The 18,897-nt window shown below is 68.3% G+C and carries 18 protein-coding genes; 10 read left to right on the forward strand and 8 right to left on the reverse strand.

Annotated features, from left to right (window positions below; all coding sequences use genetic code 11):
- Nucleotides 1-52: 52 nt before the first annotated feature.
- From ACWCO8_RS12700 to ACWCO8_RS12710, 3 genes are all read right to left on the reverse strand, one after another.
- The gene (locus ACWCO8_RS12700; protein WP_362005341.1) at nucleotides 53-1,312 is read right to left on the reverse strand and encodes an MFS transporter; all 1,260 of its coding nucleotides are present in this window, start codon (nucleotides 1,310-1,312) and stop codon (nucleotides 53-55) included.
- 77 nt (nucleotides 1,313-1,389) lie between these two features.
- Nucleotides 1,390-2,472, reverse strand: a complete 1,083-nt coding sequence (locus tag ACWCO8_RS12705; RefSeq protein ID WP_362005338.1) for an inositol-3-phosphate synthase — start codon at nucleotides 2,470-2,472, stop codon at nucleotides 1,390-1,392.
- A 48-nt stretch (nucleotides 2,473-2,520) separates the two neighbouring features.
- Nucleotides 2,521-3,201 carry a PadR family transcriptional regulator gene (locus ACWCO8_RS12710; RefSeq protein WP_362005335.1) on the reverse strand — a complete coding sequence of 227 codons (681 nt, stop codon included), beginning with the start codon at nucleotides 3,199-3,201 and terminating at the stop codon, nucleotides 2,521-2,523.
- Between the two features lie 534 nt (nucleotides 3,202-3,735).
- Between ACWCO8_RS12710 and ACWCO8_RS12715 the strand changes: the two genes are divergently transcribed.
- From ACWCO8_RS12715 to ACWCO8_RS12725, 3 genes are all read left to right on the forward strand, one after another.
- Nucleotides 3,736-3,921, forward strand: coding sequence for a hypothetical protein (locus ACWCO8_RS12715; RefSeq protein WP_451032236.1), 186 nt, complete (start codon nucleotides 3,736-3,738; stop codon nucleotides 3,919-3,921).
- A 41-nt stretch (nucleotides 3,922-3,962) separates the two neighbouring features.
- Nucleotides 3,963-6,290, forward strand: coding sequence for a transglycosylase domain-containing protein (locus tag ACWCO8_RS12720; protein ID WP_451032237.1), 2,328 nt, complete (start codon nucleotides 3,963-3,965; stop codon nucleotides 6,288-6,290).
- A 115-nt stretch (nucleotides 6,291-6,405) separates the two neighbouring features.
- Complete coding sequence (locus ACWCO8_RS12725) at nucleotides 6,406-7,941, forward strand: glycosyltransferase family 87 protein (protein WP_451032238.1); 1,536 nt, start codon at nucleotides 6,406-6,408, stop codon at nucleotides 7,939-7,941.
- Here ACWCO8_RS12725 and ACWCO8_RS12730 read toward each other — a convergent pair.
- From ACWCO8_RS12730 to ACWCO8_RS12740, 3 genes are all read right to left on the reverse strand, one after another.
- Nucleotides 7,938-8,969 (reverse strand): alanine racemase, encoded by a 1,032-nt coding sequence (locus ACWCO8_RS12730; protein ID WP_362005331.1) that lies wholly within the window; start codon nucleotides 8,967-8,969, stop codon nucleotides 7,938-7,940. The two genes, ACWCO8_RS12725 and ACWCO8_RS12730, sit on opposite strands and share 4 nt — an antisense overlap.
- 97 nt (nucleotides 8,970-9,066) lie before the next feature.
- Complete coding sequence (locus ACWCO8_RS12735; protein ID WP_362005329.1) at nucleotides 9,067-10,185, reverse strand: lipid II:glycine glycyltransferase FemX; 1,119 nt, start codon at nucleotides 10,183-10,185, stop codon at nucleotides 9,067-9,069.
- A 128-nt stretch (nucleotides 10,186-10,313) separates the two neighbouring features.
- A complete protein-coding gene (locus ACWCO8_RS12740; RefSeq protein WP_362005326.1) occupies nucleotides 10,314-10,613 on the reverse strand; it encodes a hypothetical protein in 300 nt (99 codons plus the stop codon).
- A gap of 284 nt (nucleotides 10,614-10,897) precedes the next feature.
- Between ACWCO8_RS12740 and rpsF the strand changes: the two genes are divergently transcribed.
- From rpsF to rplI, 4 genes are all read left to right on the forward strand, one after another.
- The gene (gene rpsF, locus ACWCO8_RS12745) at nucleotides 10,898-11,188 is read left to right on the forward strand and encodes a 30S ribosomal protein S6 (protein WP_004950685.1); all 291 of its coding nucleotides are present in this window, start codon (nucleotides 10,898-10,900) and stop codon (nucleotides 11,186-11,188) included.
- 74 nt (nucleotides 11,189-11,262) lie between these two features.
- The gene (locus tag ACWCO8_RS12750; RefSeq protein WP_362005323.1) at nucleotides 11,263-11,850 is read left to right on the forward strand and encodes a single-stranded DNA-binding protein; all 588 of its coding nucleotides are present in this window, start codon (nucleotides 11,263-11,265) and stop codon (nucleotides 11,848-11,850) included.
- Nucleotides 11,851-11,908: 58 nt separating this feature from the next.
- Entirely contained in the window at nucleotides 11,909-12,145 is a 237-nt protein-coding gene (gene rpsR / locus ACWCO8_RS12755; RefSeq protein WP_005315025.1) for a 30S ribosomal protein S18, read from the forward strand.
- Between the two features lie 18 nt (nucleotides 12,146-12,163).
- Nucleotides 12,164-12,610, forward strand: coding sequence for a 50S ribosomal protein L9 (gene rplI / locus ACWCO8_RS12760; protein WP_158988579.1), 447 nt, complete (start codon nucleotides 12,164-12,166; stop codon nucleotides 12,608-12,610).
- Between the two features lie 89 nt (nucleotides 12,611-12,699).
- Here rplI and ACWCO8_RS12765 read toward each other — a convergent pair whose 3' ends face one another.
- Complete coding sequence (locus ACWCO8_RS12765; RefSeq protein ID WP_451032239.1) at nucleotides 12,700-14,037, reverse strand: MATE family efflux transporter; 1,338 nt, start codon at nucleotides 14,035-14,037, stop codon at nucleotides 12,700-12,702.
- Nucleotides 14,038-14,461: 424 nt separating this feature from the next.
- On the opposite strand from ACWCO8_RS12765, the gene dnaB reads away from it, so the two are divergent.
- On the forward strand, nucleotides 14,462-15,949 hold the full coding sequence (dnaB, locus tag ACWCO8_RS12770) for a replicative DNA helicase (RefSeq protein WP_362005318.1): 1,488 nt from the start codon (nucleotides 14,462-14,464) through the stop codon (nucleotides 15,947-15,949).
- A gap of 11 nt (nucleotides 15,950-15,960) precedes the next feature.
- Nucleotides 15,961-16,464 (forward strand): HAD domain-containing protein, encoded by a 504-nt coding sequence (locus tag ACWCO8_RS12775; protein WP_451032240.1) that lies wholly within the window; start codon nucleotides 15,961-15,963, stop codon nucleotides 16,462-16,464.
- A 72-nt stretch (nucleotides 16,465-16,536) separates the two neighbouring features.
- Here ACWCO8_RS12775 and ACWCO8_RS12780 read toward each other — a convergent pair whose 3' ends face one another.
- Nucleotides 16,537-17,211, reverse strand: a complete 675-nt coding sequence (locus tag ACWCO8_RS12780) for a DUF4232 domain-containing protein (RefSeq protein WP_451032241.1) — start codon at nucleotides 17,209-17,211, stop codon at nucleotides 16,537-16,539.
- A gap of 265 nt (nucleotides 17,212-17,476) precedes the next feature.
- On the opposite strand from ACWCO8_RS12780, the gene ACWCO8_RS12785 reads away from it, so the two are divergent.
- Nucleotides 17,477-18,859 (forward strand): serine hydrolase domain-containing protein, encoded by a 1,383-nt coding sequence (locus ACWCO8_RS12785; RefSeq protein ID WP_451032242.1) that lies wholly within the window; start codon nucleotides 17,477-17,479, stop codon nucleotides 18,857-18,859.
- Nucleotides 18,860-18,897 lie beyond the last annotated feature (38 nt).

The raw sequence follows: 18,897 nt of genomic DNA on the forward strand, positions 1-18,897 counted from the left end.
GTGAAACATCGACGAGGCCGAGCGAAGAAGGGGTGATGTTTCACGTGAAACATCACCCCTTCTTCAGTCGGCGGCCCAGCATCAGCGCGATCGAGGCGTACACCACGGCGACCATCACGACGACGGGGACCGACCGGCCGTCGGGGGGCAGCATGAGTGCCGCTACGGCGGCCGCGCCCACGAAGGCGACGTTGAAGAGCGTGTCGTAGAGAGCGAAGACCCGGCCGCGGTAGGCGTCGTCGACGGACATCTGGACGACCGTGTCCGTGGCGATCTTGGCGCCTTGGGTGACGAGCCCGAGGAGGAAGGCCGCGATCAGCAGAGGGGTCTGCGCGAACGGCAGCCCCAGCGCCGGCTCCAGAACGGCTGCCGAGGCCGCGCAGGCGGTCATCCAGCCGAAGGGGCCGAGCCGTCCGATCGCCCAGGGGGAGACGAGGGCGGCCACGAAGAATCCGGCTCCGGATGCGGCGACGGCGAGCCCCAGCAGGGCGAGTCCTTCGGACTCCGTGGAGCTCCAGGCGTAGCGGCAGAGCATGAGCACGGTCACCGTGAGGGCCCCGTAGCAGAAGCGCATCAGCGTCACCGCTGCCAGCGCACGGGCAGCGGGTCGCCGCTCGGCCAGATGGCGCAGCCCGTCCACGAGGCCACGGGCCGTGGAGGCGAGAGCGGCGCCCAGTCGGGGCTGGACCACCTCGGGGTCGGGGCCCAGGAGGTCACGGGGCATCCGCAGGGAGGCCAGCGCGGAGCAGAGATAGAGGAGAGCGCCGAAGAGGACGACCGCGGAGTCGGAGTCCTCGGAGAGGAGCCGGATCCCGAAGGCGAGGCCACCGCCCACGGTCGCGGCCACGGTGCCGGCGGTCGGGGAGAGGGAATTGGCGACGACCAGCCGCTCGTCGTCCACGACCCGTGGCAGCGCCGCCGAGAGCCCGGCGAGGACGAAGCGGTTGACGGCCGTCACCGACAGGGCGGAGGCGTAGAAGAGCCAGTCGGGCACGGAGGCCAGCATCAGTACGGCCGTGCTGCAGGCGAGGAGGGTCCGCAGCAGGTTTCCGTACAGGAAGACCTGGCGTCGCTGCCAGCGGTCCAGGAGCACGCCGGCGAAGGGGCCGACGAGGGAGTACGGCAGGAGCAGCACGGCCATGGCCGAGGCGATCGCCGCGGGAGAGGTCTCCTTCTCGGGGGAGAAGACGACGTACGTGGCCAGCGCCACCTGGTAGACGCCGTCGGCGCACTGGGAGAGCAGGCGGACGGCGAGGAGACGGCGAAAGTTCGTCAGGCGCAGGAGTACGCGCAGATCACGTACGACGGGCATGGCAGCAAGACTCACATACGAAGAGGGCCCCCGGGCGAATGACCGGGGACCCTCTATCGACGAAGTGGATCAGCGCCTTAGCGCTCGACCTCGCCCTTGATGAACTTCTCGACGTTGGCGAAGGCCTCGTCGTCGAAGTACTGGACCGGCGGGGACTTCATGAAGTACGAGGACGCGGAGAGGATCGGGCCACCGATGCCCCGGTCCTTGGCGATCTTCGCGGCGCGCAGCGCGTCGATGATGACGCCGGCCGAGTTCGGGGAGTCCCAGACCTCGAGCTTGTACTCCAGGTTCAGCGGAACGTCACCGAAGGCACGGCCCTCGAGGCGGACGTACGCCCACTTGCGGTCGTCCAGCCAGGCCACGTAGTCCGACGGACCGATGTGGACGTTCTTCTCGCCCAGCTCGCGGTCGGGGATCTGCGAGGTCACGGCCTGGGTCTTCGAGATCTTCTTCGACTCGAGGCGGTCGCGCTCGAGCATGTTCTTGAAGTCCATGTTGCCGCCGACGTTGAGCTGCATGGTGCGCTCAAGACGGACACCGCGGTCCTCGAACAGCTTCGCCATCACGCGGTGCGTGATGGTGGCGCCGACCTGGGACTTGATGTCGTCACCGACGATCGGGACACCGGCCTCGGTGAACTTGTCCGCCCACTCCTTGGTGCCGGCGATGAAGACCGGGAGGGCGTTGACGAAGGCGACCTTGGCGTCGATGGCGCACTGCGCGTAGAACTTCGCGGCGTCCTCGGAGCCCACGGGCAGGTAGCAGACGAGCACGTCGACCTGCTTGTCCTTGAGGACCTGCACGACGTCGACGGGGGTCTCGGCGGACTCCTCGATCGTCATGCGGTAGTACTTGCCGAGCCCGTCCAGGGTGTGGCCGCGCTGGACCGTGACGCCCGTGTTCGGGACGTCGCAGATCTTGATGGTGTTGTTCTCGCTGGCGCCGATGGCGTCCGAGAGGTCGAGACCGACCTTCTTGGCGTCGACGTCGAAGGCGGCGACGAACTCGACGTCACCGACGTGGTAGTCGCCGAACTGGACGTGCATCAGGCCGGGCACCTTGGCCGCCGGGTCGGCGTCCTTGTAGTACTCGACGCCCTGAACCAGCGAGGCGGCGCAGTTGCCCACGCCGACGATGGCTACGCGAACCGAACCCATTCCGGTTGCTCCCTGTGTGATCGTGGAAGCCCTGCGGGATGCAGGGATTCACTTGGCGGTGTCGTCGGACGGATCCGGCCGGGTACTGCCCCCGTGCCGGGGCAGGCCGCCCGTTTCTCCAGATTCGTTGCCGTGCTGAGCGGGGGCGTCGGGGCCGGATCGCTGATCCCGTCCCGCCCGCTCGCTCTCGATGAGCTCGTTCAGCCAGCGCACTTCGCGCTCCACGGACTCCATTCCGTGGCGCTGCAGCTCAAGTGTGTAGTCGTCGAGGCGTTCGCGCGTGCGAGCCAGAGAGGCGCGCATCTTCTCCAGGCGCTCCTCCAGCCGACTGCGGCGGCCTTCCAGTACGCGCATCCGCACTTCGCGCTCGGTCTGACCGAAGAAGGCGAAGCGGGCGGCGAAGTGTTCGTCCTCCCAGGTGTCCGGGCCGGTGTGGGAGAGGAGCTCCTCGAAGTGCTCCTTACCTTCGGCCGTCAACCGGTAGACGATCTTGGCGCGGCGTCCTGCGAGTGAAGCGGCGAGAGCGTCCTCGGGGGCGCTGCCCGGCTCTTCGATCAACCACCCGCTGGCGACGAGCGTCTTGAGGCACGGGTAGAGAGTCCCGTAGCTGAACGCCCGGAAGATGCCCAGCGACGTATTGAGCCGCTTCCGCAGCTCGTACCCGTGCATCGGCGCTTCACGGAGCAGGCCGAGGACGGCGAACTCGAGGATCCCCGAGCGTCTGCTCATCCGTCGCCCTCCTCTGCTGGCGGGTGCCCTATGCCGTACTGATGTATCGACTCGATACATCCAGACGATAGAACGGCCGAACTGCTGCGACAAGTGGGGCCACGGTGACCGGCGTCACATCGTCAATTCACAGCAATCGACTTGCCTGATTTGGGGTGAACTTCGACCCTAGGTGGGTTTTGGCCGTGCGTAGTCTTGCGGCATGCAGACCACCGGGAACCGCGCGACGCCCCAGGGCGTCAGTGCTCTGGGTGATCGGCTGCGGAACGGAGGGGCCTCCGGTGAGGTCCGGCCGTGCGCATTTCGGGGGGACCGGAACTCAACTGCCGCTTCCAGGCGTACGCGCCTGCCCGAGGAGTAGTCGTTCGATGAGCGAGCATCGTCGCAAAATGCCGCAGTCGCAGCCGCCGAGTGGCGGCCGCGCGGCGGCCCGGCGCGCCGCCCAGCAGCCCACGGGCCGCAGGTCGGCCCAGGGACGGGACGCCAGCACCGGCTCCCCTTCGTCGGGGTACGGAGAAGAGGAGCGCGCCTACGGTGGGCGTGCCGAGGCTCGCCGCGCTGCCCAGCGCGGTGGCCGACGACGTGCACCCGACGGCGGCGCGGGCGGCGGTCACGGCGGTCACGGTGGTGGCCGGCGCGGCGGCGGCGGGAGCGGCGGACAGGACGGTGGCCCGGGTCGAGGCCGTGGTGGTGGCCGTCCGCCCGGAAAGAAGCGGCTGATCGACTACCCGCGCCACAACAAGTACGGCTGGCGCCGCTGGGTGCCCTCGTGGAAGCTCGTCTCGGGTCTGTGTCTGGCGTTCCTCGGCCTTCTGATGGGTGCGGCGACCTTCGCGTACTCCCAGGTGGGGATCCCCAAGGTGGATGAGGCCGCCACAGCGCAGAACAATGTGTACTACTGGTCCGACAAATCGGTGATGGCCGCCACTGGTGGCGAGGTCAACCGTCAGATCGTCGGCATCGGCGAGATTCCGATGGACATGCAGAATGCCGTGATCTCTGCGGAGAACAAGACGTTTCGCGAGGACTCCGGCATCGACCCGATGGGTATCGGCCGTGCCGTGTGGAACATGGCCAAGGGCGGGCAGACGCAGGGTGGCTCGACCATCACCCAGCAGTATGTGAAGAACAGCCTGCTCAACGACCAGTCGCAGACTCTCTCCCGGAAGGTCAAGGAGCTCTTCATCTCCATCAAGGTCGGTACGGAGATGGAGAAGCCCGACATCATGGAGGGCTACCTGAACACCGCGTACTACGGACGCGGTGCCTATGGCATCCAGGCCGCGGCGCGTACGTACTTCGGGAAGAACGCCAAGGACCTCAACGCGAGCGAGTGTGCCTTCCTCGCCTCGCTCCTCAAGGGCGCTACCTACTACGACCCCGCCGGCTCCACCGAGATCGACCCCAAGGCGACGCCCGAGGCGAACCTGAAGCGGGCCACGGAGCGCTGGCAGTGGATCCTCGGTGAGATGGTCAAGGACGGCCACCTCACGCAGGCGGACCTGGCGAAGTACCCGACCTTCCCCAAGGTGCAGCCGCTGAAGAAGAACGCCCAGCTGACCGGCCAGATCGGCTATCTGGTGAGCACGGCCAAGGCCAACTTCATCAACAACCACCCGGGGATGGACGAGAAGCAGCTCGCCCGGGGCGGTTTCCAGATCTACACGACCTTCGACAAGAAGAAGGTCAAGGCGCTCGAGGACTCGATCAAGAAGGTCTACGCCGAGCACATCGACCCGAAGAAGCGGCCGAAGACGGACACGCACGTCCAGTTCGGCGGTGCCTCGGTCGACCCCAAGACCGGTGCGATCGTCGCCATCTACGGCGGTGCGGACGCAACCAAGCACTTCACCAACAACGCCGACCAGACCGGTGCGCAGGTCGGATCGACGTTCAAGCCGTTCGTCCTGGCCGCGGCGATGCAGTACGGCGTGCGGGACCCGAAGGGGCCCATCGACCAGGACGCGTCCACCCGCACGATCGTCGACCCGAACAAGAGCCGCTACTCCGGCAAGAACAAGCTGAAGATCAAGAACTACGACGGCACGATCTGGGAGGACCAGCAGGGCAAGGAGTGGCTGCAGGTCAACGACGACGACGCGAACTACGGCCCCATGAGCCTGCGCGAAGCGATGATCCGCTCGGCCAACTCGCCTTATGTCCAGCTCGGCATGGACGTCGGTATCAACCAGGTCCGTGAGACTGCCGTCAAGGCCGGTCTGCGCGACACCTCGCTGGTCAAGGCCAATGTGCCCTCGTTCTCCCTCGGTATCTCCGACCCGAGCGCCATCCGCATGGCCGGGGCGTACGCGACCTTCGCGAACAACGGCGAGAAGAACGATCCGTTCTCCGTGACGAGGGTCTTGGAGAAGGGTCAGGAAATCTACAAGCACGAGGGGCAGAGCGAGCGCGCCTTCTCCTCGGCGATCGCCAGCAACGTGACCGACGTCCTGCGTGATGTCGTCGAGAACCCGAAGGGCACCGGCCGGAAGGCCGCCATCCCGGGGTGGGACGTGGCCGGCAAGACCGGTACCACCGACGGCAACAACTCCGCCTGGTTCGTCGGCTACACGCCGACCCTGTCGACGGCGATCGACATGTACCGCTTCGACGACGACGAGACCAAGCAGGGTCGCAAGTTCGAGTCGATGTTCGGCACCGGCGCCCAGCCCAAGATCCACGGTTCGTCCTTCCCCTCGCAGATCTGGAAGGACTACATGACCGACGCGCTGGACGGCATGGACAAGGAGTCCTTCCCGGAGCCCGAGGACCTCGACGCGGAGCCCGTCTTCGGTGGTGGCGCCGTCAGCCCGACCCCGACTCCGACGGAGACCCCGTCGCAGACTCCGTCGGCGACCGTGACCCCCTCGCAGACGCCGTCGCAGACGCCCAGCGGCACCCCGGACCCGGGCAAGACCTGTGACGTGTGGGACTGGCCGTGCAACGACAACGGCGGGCAGAACGGCGGCAACGACGGAGGCCCGACCGGGACACCGTCGACCCCGACGACACCCACCTCACCGACGCCGACGGACACCGCCACCGGCAGACCCAATGGCGGCGGAAACGGCTGGCTGGGCAACGACTGACCCGGCGGCCGGAACCCGCCCGGTAAGGCCTTGAGGGCCGTCGTATCCGACCCGTACGCACACGTACGGCGCCGGGTACGGCGGCCCTCACCGTTTCTCAGGGAGGTACGGCAGGATGTCCCCCATGCCGAGCCTCCACAAGACGAGTCCGCAGCAGGACCGGCCGCAGGACCCCGCGCTGGTGTGCCCCACCCGTCGTGACGAGGTCGCCGCGGCGGGCAGCGCACTGATCGGCGGGCCCATCGGCCGCCGGGCCCTGCTCGGCAGCGGGGCGCTCACTCCGGTGCGGGTGATCGCACTGGTGGCCATCGGGATGTTTGCGCTCGGCATGGTGCAGAAGATCCCCTGTTACGACTGGGCCTGGTTCCGGGGCACGACGTCCCAGTACACCCACGCCTGCTACTCCGACATCCCGCACCTCTTCGTCGGACGCGGGTTCTCCGAGGGCCTGGTGCCGTACTTCGACCGGCTGCGCGGCGACATAGAGTTCCTGGAGTACCCGGTCCTGACCGGGCTGTTCATGGAGGTCGCGGCCTGGCTCACGCCCGGTGGCGGCGACCTGGTGCACCGCGAGCAGGTCTACTGGATGGTCAACGCGGGCATGCTGATGGTCTGCGCGGCCGTCATGGCCGTCGCCGTGGCCCGTACGCACCGCAGGCGGCCCTGGGACGCGCTCCTGGTGGCCCTGGCCCCCGCGTTCGCGCTCACGGCCACCATCAACTGGGACCTGCTGGCCGTGGCGCTGACGTCCGTGGCCGTGCTCATGTGGTCACGCGGCCGCCCGCTCGCCTTCGGTGTGCTGCTCGGCCTCGCGATCGCCGCCAAGTTCTATCCGTTCCTGATCCTCTGGCCGGTGCTTCTGCTGTGCTGGCGCGCGGGGCGGTGGCGGGAGTTCGGTACGGCGCTGATCGGCGCGGCCGGCGCGTGGCTCGTGGTGAACCTGCCGGTCATGCTGCTCGCGCCCGAGGGGTGGAAGCAGTTCTACACGTTCAACGAAGAGCGGAACGTCGACTTCGGCTCCCTCTGGCTGCTGATCAGCCAGCGCTCCGGTGAGCAGATCACGCCTGCCAGCGCGAACACGTACACGATGCTGCTGATGGCGGTCGTCGGCGTGGGCCTCGCCGTCCTGGCGCTGACGGCGCCCCGCAGGCCCCGGTTCGTGCAGCTCGCGTTCCTGATCGTGGCCGCGTTCGTGCTGACCAACAAGGTCTATTCGCCGCAGTACGTGCTGTGGCTCATCCCCCTCGCGGCGCTCGCGCGGCCGCGCTGGCGGGACTTCCTCATCTGGCAGGCGTGCGAGGTCATGTACTTCCTCGGCATCTGGATGTACCTGGCCTTCACGACCAGCGGCAACAAGCAGGGGCTGCCGACGGACGGCTACCACTTCGCGATCGTCCTGCACCTGCTCGGCACGCTGTACCTGTGCGTGATGGTCGTACGCGACATCCTGGCGCCCGAACGGGACGTGGTCCGGCAGGACGGCTCGGACGACCCCTCCGGGGGCGTCCTGGACGGCGCCGAGGACGTCTTCGTACGCGGCAGGGCGGCCCACCCCGCCCGGCACGCGGCCGCCCCGGCGTTGGAGGGGCCGCGCGTGCAGTGGGGCGTACCCCAGGGGGAGGGCGGCCAGGGGCCGTCCGGCAGGCCCTAGCGCTCGACGAGGCGGTCGAACTGCGTGGTGGTGTGCCGCAGGTGGGCCACCAGCTCGTCGCCGACCTTCGGCTCCTGGGCGTCGGACGGCACGAACAGGATCGACACCTGCATGTGCGGGGGCTCGGCGAACCAGCGCTGCTTGCCGGCCCAGACGAACGGGGAGAGGTTCCGGTTCACGGTCGCCAGGCCGGCGCGGGCGACGCCCTTGGCGCGCGGCATGACGCCGTGCATCGCCTTGGGGGCCTCGAGGCCCACACCGTGCGACGTACCGCCCGCGACGACCACCAGCCAGCCGTCGGAGGCCGCCTTCTGCTGGCGGTAGCCGAACCGGTCGCCCTTGGCCACACGGGTGACGTCCAGGACGGAGCCCCGGTACTCGGTGGCCTCGTGGTCGCCCAGCCAGAGCCGGGTGCCGATCCGGGCGCGGAACCGGGTCTGCGGGAACTGCTGCTGGAGCCGGGCCTGCTCCTCCGCCCGCAGGTGGCTGACGAACATGGTGTGCAGCGGCAGGCGGGCGGCCCGCAGCCGGTCCATCCAGCCGATGACCTCCTCGACCGCGTCGGTGCCGTCGGTGCGGTCCAGGGGCAGGTGGAGGGCGAAGCCCTCCAGCCGGACGTCCTCGATGGCCGCGTGCAGCCGTCCCAGGTCCTCTTCGAGGATGCCGTGGCGCTTCATCGAGCTCATGCACTCGATGACCACACGGGCACCCACGAGGGCGTGCACGCCGTCCACGGACGACACGGAGCGGATCACCCGGTCCGGCAGCGGCACCGGCTCCTCGCCCCGCCGGAACGGGGTGAGGACGAGCAGGTCGCCGCCGAACCAGTCCTTGATCTTCGCGGCCTCGTACGTGGTGCCCACGGCCAGCATGTCCGAGCCGAACCGGGTGACCTCGTCGGCCAGCCGCTCGTGGCCGAAGCCGTAGCCATTGCCCTTGCAGACCGGGATCAGGCCGGGGAACTGGTCGATCACGGACTTCTGGTGCGCCCGCCAACGAGCGGTGTCGACGTAGAGGGAGAGCGCCATGGCCGGCCCGGAACCTTTCTGGTGGCTGCGGTGTATCAAAGGTATGTACGAGACCTACGAGATTACGTACGACTTTACGGGCGAGACGCCCAGGGCGTCAGCGGCGCGACATGTAGATGTCGAGCGCCTTGTGCAGGAGCTTGTTGAGCGGGAAGTCCCACTCGCCGACGTACTCCACGGCCTCGCCGCCCGTGCCGACCTTGAACTGGATGAGGCCGAAGAGGTGATCGGTCTCGTCGAGCGAGTCGGAGATGCCGCGGAGGTCGTAGACGGTCGCGCCCATCGCGTAGGCGTCGCGCAGCATCCGCCACTGCATCGCGTTCGAGGGCCGGACCTCACGGCCGATGTTGTCGGAGGCTCCGTACGAGTACCAGACGTGTCCGCCGACGACGAGCATGGTCGCCGCGGAGAGGTTCACGCCGTCGTGGCGGGCGAAGTACAGCCGCATGCGGTTGGGGTCCTCGTTGTTGAGGACGGTCCACATGCGCTGGAAGTACGAGAGCGGGCGCGGGCGGAAGTGGTCGCGGACGGCCGTGATCTCGTACAGCCGCTGCCACTCGGCGAGGTCCTCGTAGCCGCCCTGGACGACCTCGACGCCGGCCTTGTCGGCCTTCTTGATGTTGCGGCGCCACAGCTGGTTGAAGCCCTTGAGGACGTCGTCGAGCGAACGGTTCGCCAGCGGCACCTGGAAGACATAGCGGGGCTGGACGTCACCGAAGCCGGCGCCGCCGTCCTCGGCCTGCTGCCAGCCCATCTTCCGCAGCCGGTCGGCGACTTCGAAGGCACGCGGCTCGATGTGCGTGGCCTCGACGTCCTTCAGACGCTTCACGTCCGGGTCCTGGATGCCGGACTTGATGGCGGCGGAGTCCCAGCGCCGGATGACGACCGGCGGGCCCATCTTCACGGAGAAGGCGCCCTGCTGCTTGAGATGCGCGAGCATCGGCTGCAGCCAGTCGTCGAGGTTCGGGGCGTACCAGTTGATGACCGGGCCCTCGGGGAGATACGCCAAGTAGCGCTTGATCTTCGGCAGCTGGCGGTACAGGACCAGGCCCGTGCCGACGAGTTCGCCGGACTTGTCGAACCAACCCAGGTTCTCCGAGCGCCACTCGGTCTTCACATCAGCCCACGCCGGGACCTGGCAGTGGCTCGCCGCGGGCTGGCTCTGGATGAATGCCAGATGCTGCTCACGGCTGATGGTCCTCAGGGTCAGGCTCATGCGGGGCGCTCCTCGGCAGGTGTGTCCCCATCGGTCAGGGGCTCCGGCTCTCGCGCCGAAGCCTACTGTGACCGGGGAGCGCCCCGATGGGACGTGTGTCCCTCGGGCCGGCGTGCGAGCCGGACGCCTCAGACGAGGCCGCCGAAGAACATGCCGAGGTAGAAGCCCACCGCCGAGGCGCCGAGCCCGACGATCAGCGCGAAGCGCTCCCTGGTCGTCACGGAGATGAACTGTCCGAAGGCACCCGTGAGGATCCCGAGCAGCCCTGCCCAGGAGCTCAGCACGTGCAGGTGGTGGAACATCGCGGTGATGAAGGCCACCGCGCCGAGCACGAGCGTCACGGCCACCAGGGTGTCCTGGAGGACGTGAGGCTTGCCGTCGGTGGCGAGGAGGGAGTGTCCGGGGTCGGGTTGCATTGCCTGTGCCATGGGGCACCTCCTGGCGTGCCTGCCGGACGGCGGCGCATCGTAGCGCCGCCGACATCCGTTGTGTACAGATTGCGTCCCCTCACCAGTGGATTTCAACCGGAAGCCGGTGTGCGGGTACTCTGTACGGTCTGCACCGGTGTCTGCCCAGGTCCTCCCGGACCCCGACGGTCCCCCTCGCTCGTCGAGGGTGATTGTCAGTGGCGGCCGATACCGTTGCTTACGCATCACGACCCTCCTGCCACGGAACGACCGTGGCCGCTGAGTCCAAAGGAGGTGGGTTCCACATGCGTCACTACGAGGTGATGGTCATCCTCGACCCCGATCTCGAGGAGCGCGCTGTCTCCCCGCTGATCGAGAACTTCCTTTCTGTCGTCCGTGAGGGCAACGGAAAGGTCGAGAAGGTCGACACCTGGGGCCGTCGTCGTCTCGCCTACGAGATCAAGAAGAAGCCCGAGGGCATCTACTCGGTCATCGACCTGCAGGCCGAGCCTGCGGTCGTCAAGGAGCTCGACCGACAGATGAACCTGAACGAGTCGGTCCTCCGGACCAAGGTCCTCCGTCCCGAGACCCACTGAGCATCTAGCTCAGAAGTCATCGGGTTCGAGTAGCAGCAAGCAGCCAGAAGCAATCCCGCCGAGAGGTTCATCCAATGGCAGGCGAGACCGTCATCACGGTCGTCGGCAATCTTGTCGACGACCCCGAGCTGCGCTTCACCCCGTCGGGTGCGGCGGTCGCGAAGTTCCGTATCGCGTCCACCCCCCGCACCTTCGACCGTCAGACCAATGAGTGGAAGGACGGCGAGAGCCTGTTCCTGACCTGCTCGGTCTGGCGTCAGGCGGCGGAGAACGTCGCCGAGTCCCTCCAGCGCGGCATGCGTGTCGTCGTGCAGGGCCGTCTGAAGCAGCGGTCCTATGAGGACCGCGAGGGCGTGAAGCGCACGGTCTACGAGCTGGACGTCGAGGAAGTCGGCCCCAGCCTCAAGAACGCCACGGCCAAGGTCACCAAGACCACCGGTCGCGGTGGCCAGGGTGGCTACGGCGGCGGTCAGCAGCAGGGCGGCGGCGGTGGCAGCTGGGGTGGAAACTCCGGCGGCGCCCAGCAGGGTGGTGGCGGTGCTCCCGCCGACGACCCGTGGGCGACCAGCGCGCCGGCCGGCGGCGGCCAGCAGCAGGGCGGCGGAGGCAGCTGGGGTGGAAACTCCAGCGGCGGCGGCTACTCGGACGAGCCTCCCTTCTAGGGCACTCCCCTCGAAGGCAGCTCGTACCCAAACTTCTTGATCACACAGGAGAAACACCATGGCGAAGCCGCCTGTGCGCAAGCCTAAGAAGAAGGTCTGCGCGTTCTGCAAGGACAAGACCGCGTACGTGGACTACAAGGACACGAACATGCTGCGGAAGTTCATTTCCGACCGCGGCAAGATCCGTGCCCGCCGCGTGACCGGCAACTGCACGCAGCACCAGCGTGACGTCGCCACGGCCGTGAAGAACAGCCGTGAGATGGCGCTGCTGCCCTACACGTCCACCGCGCGATAAGGGAAGGGTGACCGAAAAATGAAGATCATCCTCACCCACGAGGTCTCTGGCCTCGGTGCCGCCGGCGATGTCGTCGACGTCAAGGACGGATACGCTCGCAACTACCTGGTTCCGCGTGGTTTCGCGATCCGCTGGACCAAGGGTGGCGAGAAGGACGTGGCGCAGATTCGCCGCGCCCGCAAGATCCACGAGATCGCGACCATCGAGCAGGCCAACGAGATCAAGGCCCGGCTCGAGGGCGTGAAGGTGCGTCTGGCCGTTCGCTCCGGCGACGCCGGCCGCCTCTTCGGCTCCGTGACCCCGGCCGACATCGCCACGGCGATCAAGTCCGCGGGTGGCCCCGACGTCGACAAGCGTCGCGTCGAGCTCGGTTCGCCGATCAAGACCCTGGGCTCGCACCAGGTGTCCGTGCGTCTGCACCCCGAGGTTGCCGCGAAGCTCGGCGTCGAGGTCGTCGCCGCGTAACGCTGCTCTCAGCAGTACGGAAGGGCCGCACCCCTCGGGTGCGGCCCTTCCGCCGTTTCACGTGAAACACGGCGTTTCACGTGAAACATTCACCGCGTGGCACCGGTGACGATCCAGTGGCCGGAGCGCGAGCGCAGCCAGAGGGTCAGCAGGCGGACGGTCATCATCAGCGTCATCGCCCACCAGAGCGCCGTCAGCCCGCCGCCGAGAGCGGGGACGAGAAGGGCGACCGGAGCGAAGACGGCGAGGGTGAGCAGCATGGCCCAGGCCAGATAGGGACCGTCGCCCGCGCCCATCAGGACGCCGTCCAGGACGAAGACCACTCCGGCGATCGGCTGGGAGACCGCGACGACGAGCAGGGCCGGGAGCAGGGTGTCCTGGACCATCGTGTCGCCGGTGAAGAGCGGGATGAAGAGTGGCCGGGCCAGGATGAGGAGTGCGCCCAGGACGACGCCGGACACCGCACCCCACTGGACCATGCGGCGGCAGACCTGTCTGGCCCCGTCGGCGTCGTCGGCGCCGAGGTACCGGCCGATGATGGCCTGGCCGGCGATGGCGATCGCGTCCAGCGCGAAGGCCATCAGGCTCCACAGGGACAGGATGATCTGGTGAGCGGCGACCTCGGCATCGCCCATGCGGGCTGCGACGGCGGTGGCGATCATCAGGACCGCGCGCAGGGAGAGCGTACGGACGAGAAGGGGGACGCCCGCCTGGGCGCTGGCGCGTATGCCGGCCGCGTCGGGGCGCAGGGAGGCGCCGTGGCGCCGTGCTCCCCTGACGACCACGACGAGGTACGCGGCGGCCATGGCGAACTGGGCGATGACCGTGCCCCAGGCAGAGCCCGCGATCCCCATTCCGGCGCCGTACACGAGGCCCACGTTGAGGAGCGCGTTGGCGGTGAAGCCGCCGATGGCCACGTACAGCGGTGTGCGGGTGTCCTGGAGGCCGCGCAGGACACCGGTTGCGGCCAGGACCACGAGCATGGCGGGGATGCCCAGGATGGAGATCCGCAGATACGTGATGGCGTACGGGGCGGCTGTGTCGGAGGCCCCGAAGATGTCGACCAGCCAGGGGGCCGTGGGGAGCGTGGCGGCGACGACCGCGGCTCCGAGGAGGAGCGCGAGCCAGATGCCGTCCATGCCCTGCCGGATGGCCGCCTTGAGGTCACCGGCTCCTACGCGGCGGGCCACGGCGGCCGTGGTCGCGTAGGCGAGGAAGACGAAGACGCTGACGGCCGTGGTGAGCAGGGCGGCGGCGATGGCGAGACCGGCGAGTTGGGGCGTGCCGAGATGGCCGACAATGGCACTGTCGACCATGAGGAAGAGTGGCTCGGCGACGAGTGCGCCGAAGGCCGGCAGCGCGAGGGAGACGATCTCACGGTCGTGCTGCCGACGGACGGCTTTGGGGGTCGGGGGAGCCTGGGTCATGGATCAAATCTAATCTTCCACAGGTAAGAGATGCAATGCAGTTGTGATCCTTACCTGAGTGCGGTGTGGGGCCTCGGGTGTGCGCCGTTTGTTCTGATCTTGATCCGGAAGGAAAAGTTTTTCTCCCCCACAGCCCGTGGATGGAAAACATCCAGGTCAGAGCGGTGCTGTGGGGTCCGCTATGAGTTTGTCCACATGGCTGTCCCCCGGTCCGTGCACAGGTTCGGCGGGGTTCTCCACAGCATCTGGTCGTTCACCCACAGGCCCTGTGGATAACCAGATTGGCTGACGGTGCCCGCGGGCCTACCGTGGTCCGGCGCCCGACGCGCCAGAAGCGGAGTCAAAGCCTCTTGTTTGTCAGAGCCGTGGCGTAAGAAAGAGTGGCACGGCGAGGTCCGCGGAGCGGACGGGAAGAGGTGGCTGGGTGAGCATTCCCGAGCCCTTGGACGACCCCTGGGCCGACAGCGGACCGAGTGAGCGGCTCCCCGTCGCCCGTCCCCGCGGCGAGGGCCGTGGGCGTGGACGGGGCCGTGACGACCAGCACGACCGGGGCAGCGACAGCGGCCCGTGGGACGGCGGCCTGACCGGCTTCGAGCGGGTCCCTCCGCAGGACCTCGACGCGGAGCAGTCCGTCCTCGGCGGCATGCTGCTCTCCAAGGACGCCATCGCGGACGTCGTGGAGATCATCAAGGGCCACGACTTCTACAAGCCCGCCCACGAGACGGTCTACGCGGCCATCCTCGACCTGTACGCGAAGGGGGAGCCGGCCGACCCGATCACGGTCGGCGCGGAGCTCACCAAGCGCGGCGAGATCACCCGCGTCGGCGGCGCCTCGTATCTGCACACGCTCGTCCAGTCGGTGCCGACCGCGGCCAACGCGGCGTACTACGCGGAGATCGTGCACGAGCGCGCCGTGCTGCGCCGTCTCGTGGAGGCCGGCACCAAGATCACGCAGATGGGATACGCAGCCGACGGCGATGTCGACGAGATCGTGAACTCGGCGCAGGCCGAGATCTACGCGGTCACCGAGCAGCGCACGACCGAGGACTATCTGCCGCTCGGCGACATCATGGAGGGCGCGCTCGACGAGATCGAGGCGATCGGCTCGCGCAGCGGCGAGATGACCGGTGTGCCGACGGGCTTCACCGATCTCGACCAGCTCACCAATGGGCTGCACCCGGGCCAGATGATCATCATCGCGGCCCGTCCCGCCATGGGTAAGTCGACGCTCGCCCTGGACTTCGCGCGGGCCTGCTCCATCAAGCACAACCTCCCCAGCGTCATCTTCTCCCTCGAAATGGGCCGCAACGAGATCGCGATGCGCCTGCTCTCGGCGGAGGCCCGGGTCGCCCTGCACCACATGCGCTCCGGCACCATGACCGACGAGGACTGGACCCGGCTCGCGCGACGCATGCCGGACGTCTCCCAGGCCCCGCTGTACATCGACGACTCCCCGAACCTGTCGATGATGGAGATCCGTGCGAAGTGCCGTCGGCTCAAGCAGCGCGCCGGGCTCAAGCTCGTGGTCATCGACTATCTGCAGCTGATGCAGTCCGGCGGTTCCAAGCGGTCCGAGAGCCGGCAGCAGGAAGTCTCGGACATGTCGCGAAACCTCAAGCTCCTGGCGAAGGAGCTCGAACTGCCGGTGATCGCGCTCTCCCAGCTGAACCGTGGCCCCGAGCAGCGCACCGACAAGAAGCCGATGGTCTCCGACCTCCGTGAATCCGGCTCGATCGAGCAGGACGCGGACATGGTGATCCTGCTGCACCGCGAGGACGCCTACGAGAAGGAGTCACCACGCGCGGGCGAGGCGGACATCATCGTCGGCAAGCACCGTAACGGCCCGACGGCGACGATCACGGTGGCCTTCCAGGGCCACTACTCCCGCTTCGTGGACATGGCACAGACGTGACGGTTCCCCCTGTGCGGGTTCCTCTCCTGTTTCTCGATGTCGATGGGCCGCTGATCCCGTTCGGCGCGGAAGCCCATCCGAGCTATCCGATGGGTCCTGAACCGCTCGACGCCGGCACGAATCCGCTCTTGACCAGGATCAATCCCGCGCACGGGCCCCGACTGGCGGCTCTGCCGTGCGAAGTGGTCTGGGCTACGACCTGGATGGCCGACGCGAACGAGTGCGTGGCGCCTCGGATCGGGCTTCCACCACTGGCCGTTGTGGACTGGCCGGAGCCGTCCGACGACGATGCGGAGGACGAGCGGAACGGACTGCATTGGAAGACGCGTGGCCTCGTCGCGTGGGCAGCGGGCCGGCCGTTTGTCTGGGTCGACGACGAGGTCACCGATGTTGATCGGGCCTGGGTCGCCGACCACCACCCGGGTCGCGCCCTGCTTCATCGTGTCGATTCTCGGCGCGGGCTGACCGACGGCGACTTCGCTGTGCTTGAGGCGTGGCTGGGGCAGGCGTTCTGACACTCGGTCGGGGAGAAGCGCCGCAGCCCCCTGTGACCGGGCGTTGCCGGACGCAGGGGGCGGGTGGAGGGGTCAGCCGACCTTGCCGAGGGGCGTGATCTCGAGGGTGTGCTTCGGGGCGTCGTGGTTGTCCACCGGGAGGGTGCCCGCGGGCCAGTCGAGGGTGATGGTCTTCGTCTCGTTCGGAGGCGTGATCAGGAGCTTCGACACGCGGATGCCCGAGCCGCCGCTGGTGTTGACCGGGAACATGATGTTGAAGGCGGCGGACTCGCCGTTCTTGATGACCGCCGAGCGGGGCTTGTCGCCGTTGCGGGGCACGGACACGGTGTCGCCCGCCGCCGTCTTGAGGTCGACACCGGCGAAGCCCTTGATGGTGCAGTCACGGCCGCCGCCGTTCTTGAACTGCACGGTGACGACGCCCTCCTCGTCCTGGCCGATCGTGTTGTCGACCGCGGTGACCTCCAGCTCGTCGCTCCGGCAGATCCCGGCAGAGTTGCCGGTCGAACCGGTGGTCGAACCGTTGCCCGCGGTGGTGCCGCCCTTGCTGTCCCCGCCGGTGCTGCTGCCCGAAGCCGTGGTGGTGGGTGAGGGCTTGACCGAGTCGCCCGTGGGGGTCGTCGAGGTGCTGGAGGAGGTCGCCGGCGTCGCCTTCGAGGGGGTGGTGTCGCCGTTGCAGGCGGTCAGGGAGAGCGTGCTGACGAGCGTGAGACCGGCGAGGAGTGTCTTGGTGGTGTGCGTGAGCTTCATGGGTTCCCCCGTACTGAGACTGATGTGATCCGCGGCCGGTCGGCGTTCCCGTCCGGCTCGGCTACAGAGAATCCGTTCCAGGAAGGTGGGGGCAAGCGGTGGCGAGGCATCAGGGACGCCGGGATGCCAAGGAGGGTCTGACCTGCGGTGATGTCGTTGCCTGGGACGTGGTGATGGGACGCGGTGGAGCCCTTCGGTGTGAAGGGATCGGCATGCGACGGGAAATGTTGTCGACTCTCGACCGCACTCGGCGTTGGATCGGTTCATGACCTCACCCTCCGAAGCTCTGCTTCCCAGTACCGAACGCGCCCTGCTGCACCGCATCGCCGTCGCTCAGTCCGAGGGCCGCGCGCCCTCATTCGTCGGAGCCGTCGCCCGCGACGGGAAGATGGTCTGGAGCGGAGCCCGCAGCTGTGTCGACGGGCACGACCCGGACGCCGACACGCAGTACCGGATCGGCTCCCTCACCAAGGTGTTCACCGCCGTCCTGGTGATGCGCCTCCGCGACGAGGGGCTGCTCGACCTGAACGACCCGCTGGAGAAGCACCTTTCGGGCACGGGCGTCGGTGAGGTGACCATCGCTCAACTCCTCGGGCACAGCTCCGGGCTCGCGGCGGAGGCCCCGGCGCCGTGGTGGGAGCGGACACCGGGTGCGGTACGGCCCGAGTTGGCCGATGTCCTCGGCGAGGAGGCATTCCGCCACCCGGTGGGGCGTCACTTCCACTACTCCAACCCCGGGTACACGCTGCTCGGTTCGCTGGTTGAGGCGGTGCGCGGGGTCTCCTGGGAGGAGGCGCTGCGCGGCGAGATCCTGGAGCCGCTGGGCCTGACCCGGACGAGCGTGCAGCCGGTCGCCCCGCACGCCGGTGGCTGGGCCGTGCACCCGTGGGCCGACGTGATGCTCCCCGAGCCCTCCGAGGACCTCGGGCTGATGGCGCCTGCCGGCCAGCTCTGGTCGACGGCCGAGGACCTCTGCCGCTTCGCCGGGTTCCTCGCCCAGGGCGACGACCGGGTTCTCGGCGCCGCCGCGGTCGCGGAGATGCGTACGCCGGCAGTGGCACCCGGGGCCGGGGACAAGGAGGGGGGCTACGGACTGGGCGTCCAACTGCTGCGCTGGGACGACCGGATGCTGATCGGCCACACCGGATCGCTGCCGGGCTTCGTCGCGTGCCTCTGGGTGAGCGTCGAGGACGGGGTCGCGGCGGTCACGCTCGCCAACGCCACGTCCGGGCCGTCCATGGCGGCCGTAGCCGGTGAACTCGTACAGATCGTGGCGGAGGCCGAGCCCCGCTTCCCCGAGCCCTGGCGGCCGCTCCCCGCGACGGAGGTGGACCAGGAGCTGCTGGAGCTGACCGGCCCCTGGTACTGGGGGACTCACGTGTTCGGGCTGCGTCTCGGGCCGGACCGGAGTGTGACCCTCGAACCGCTGCGCGGTCCTGGGCGGCGCGCGACGTTCCGGGCCCTGCCCGAGGGGGGCTGGGTCGGCCTCAACGGCTACTACCTGGGCGAGACCCTCCGGGCGGTGCGGCGATCGGACGGCTCGGTGAGCCATCTCGATCTGGGGTCCTTCGTTTTCACACGCGAGCCGTACGAGCAGAGTGACGCCGTGCCGGGGGGAGTGGACGAAGCGGGATGGCGCGGCCTCTGAGCCGGATGTTTCACGTGAAACACCGAGGCCGAGCATCA

The organism is Streptomyces sp. NPDC001927, from assembly GCF_053594455.1.

Bases quoted from the DNA above. Each gene is read 5' to 3' on its own strand.
- ACWCO8_RS12700 (WP_362005341.1), bottom strand. From the start codon at position 1,312: ATGCCCGTCGTACGTGATCTGCGCGTACTCCTGCGCCTGACGAACTTT.
- ACWCO8_RS12705 (WP_362005338.1), bottom strand. From the start codon at position 2,472: ATGGGTTCGGTTCGCGTAGCCATCGTCGGCGTGGGCAACTGCGCCGCC.
- ACWCO8_RS12710 (WP_362005335.1), bottom strand. From the start codon at position 3,201: ATGAGCAGACGCTCGGGGATCCTCGAGTTCGCCGTCCTCGGCCTGCTC.
- ACWCO8_RS12725 (WP_451032238.1), top strand. From the start codon at position 6,406: ATGTCCCCCATGCCGAGCCTCCACAAGACGAGTCCGCAGCAGGACCGG.
- ACWCO8_RS12730 (WP_362005331.1), bottom strand. From the start codon at position 8,969: ATGGCGCTCTCCCTCTACGTCGACACCGCTCGTTGGCGGGCGCACCAG.
- ACWCO8_RS12735 (WP_362005329.1), bottom strand. From the start codon at position 10,185: ATGAGCCTGACCCTGAGGACCATCAGCCGTGAGCAGCATCTGGCATTC.
- ACWCO8_RS12740 (WP_362005326.1), bottom strand. From the start codon at position 10,613: ATGGCACAGGCAATGCAACCCGACCCCGGACACTCCCTCCTCGCCACC.
- rpsF (WP_004950685.1), top strand. From the start codon at position 10,898: ATGCGTCACTACGAGGTGATGGTCATCCTCGACCCCGATCTCGAGGAG.
- ACWCO8_RS12750 (WP_362005323.1), top strand. From the start codon at position 11,263: ATGGCAGGCGAGACCGTCATCACGGTCGTCGGCAATCTTGTCGACGAC.
- rpsR (WP_005315025.1), top strand. From the start codon at position 11,909: ATGGCGAAGCCGCCTGTGCGCAAGCCTAAGAAGAAGGTCTGCGCGTTC.
- rplI (WP_158988579.1), top strand. From the start codon at position 12,164: ATGAAGATCATCCTCACCCACGAGGTCTCTGGCCTCGGTGCCGCCGGC.
- ACWCO8_RS12765 (WP_451032239.1), bottom strand. From the start codon at position 14,037: ATGACCCAGGCTCCCCCGACCCCCAAAGCCGTCCGTCGGCAGCACGAC.
- ACWCO8_RS12780 (WP_451032241.1), bottom strand. From the start codon at position 17,211: ATGAAGCTCACGCACACCACCAAGACACTCCTCGCCGGTCTCACGCTC.
- ACWCO8_RS12785 (WP_451032242.1), top strand. From the start codon at position 17,477: ATGACCTCACCCTCCGAAGCTCTGCTTCCCAGTACCGAACGCGCCCTG.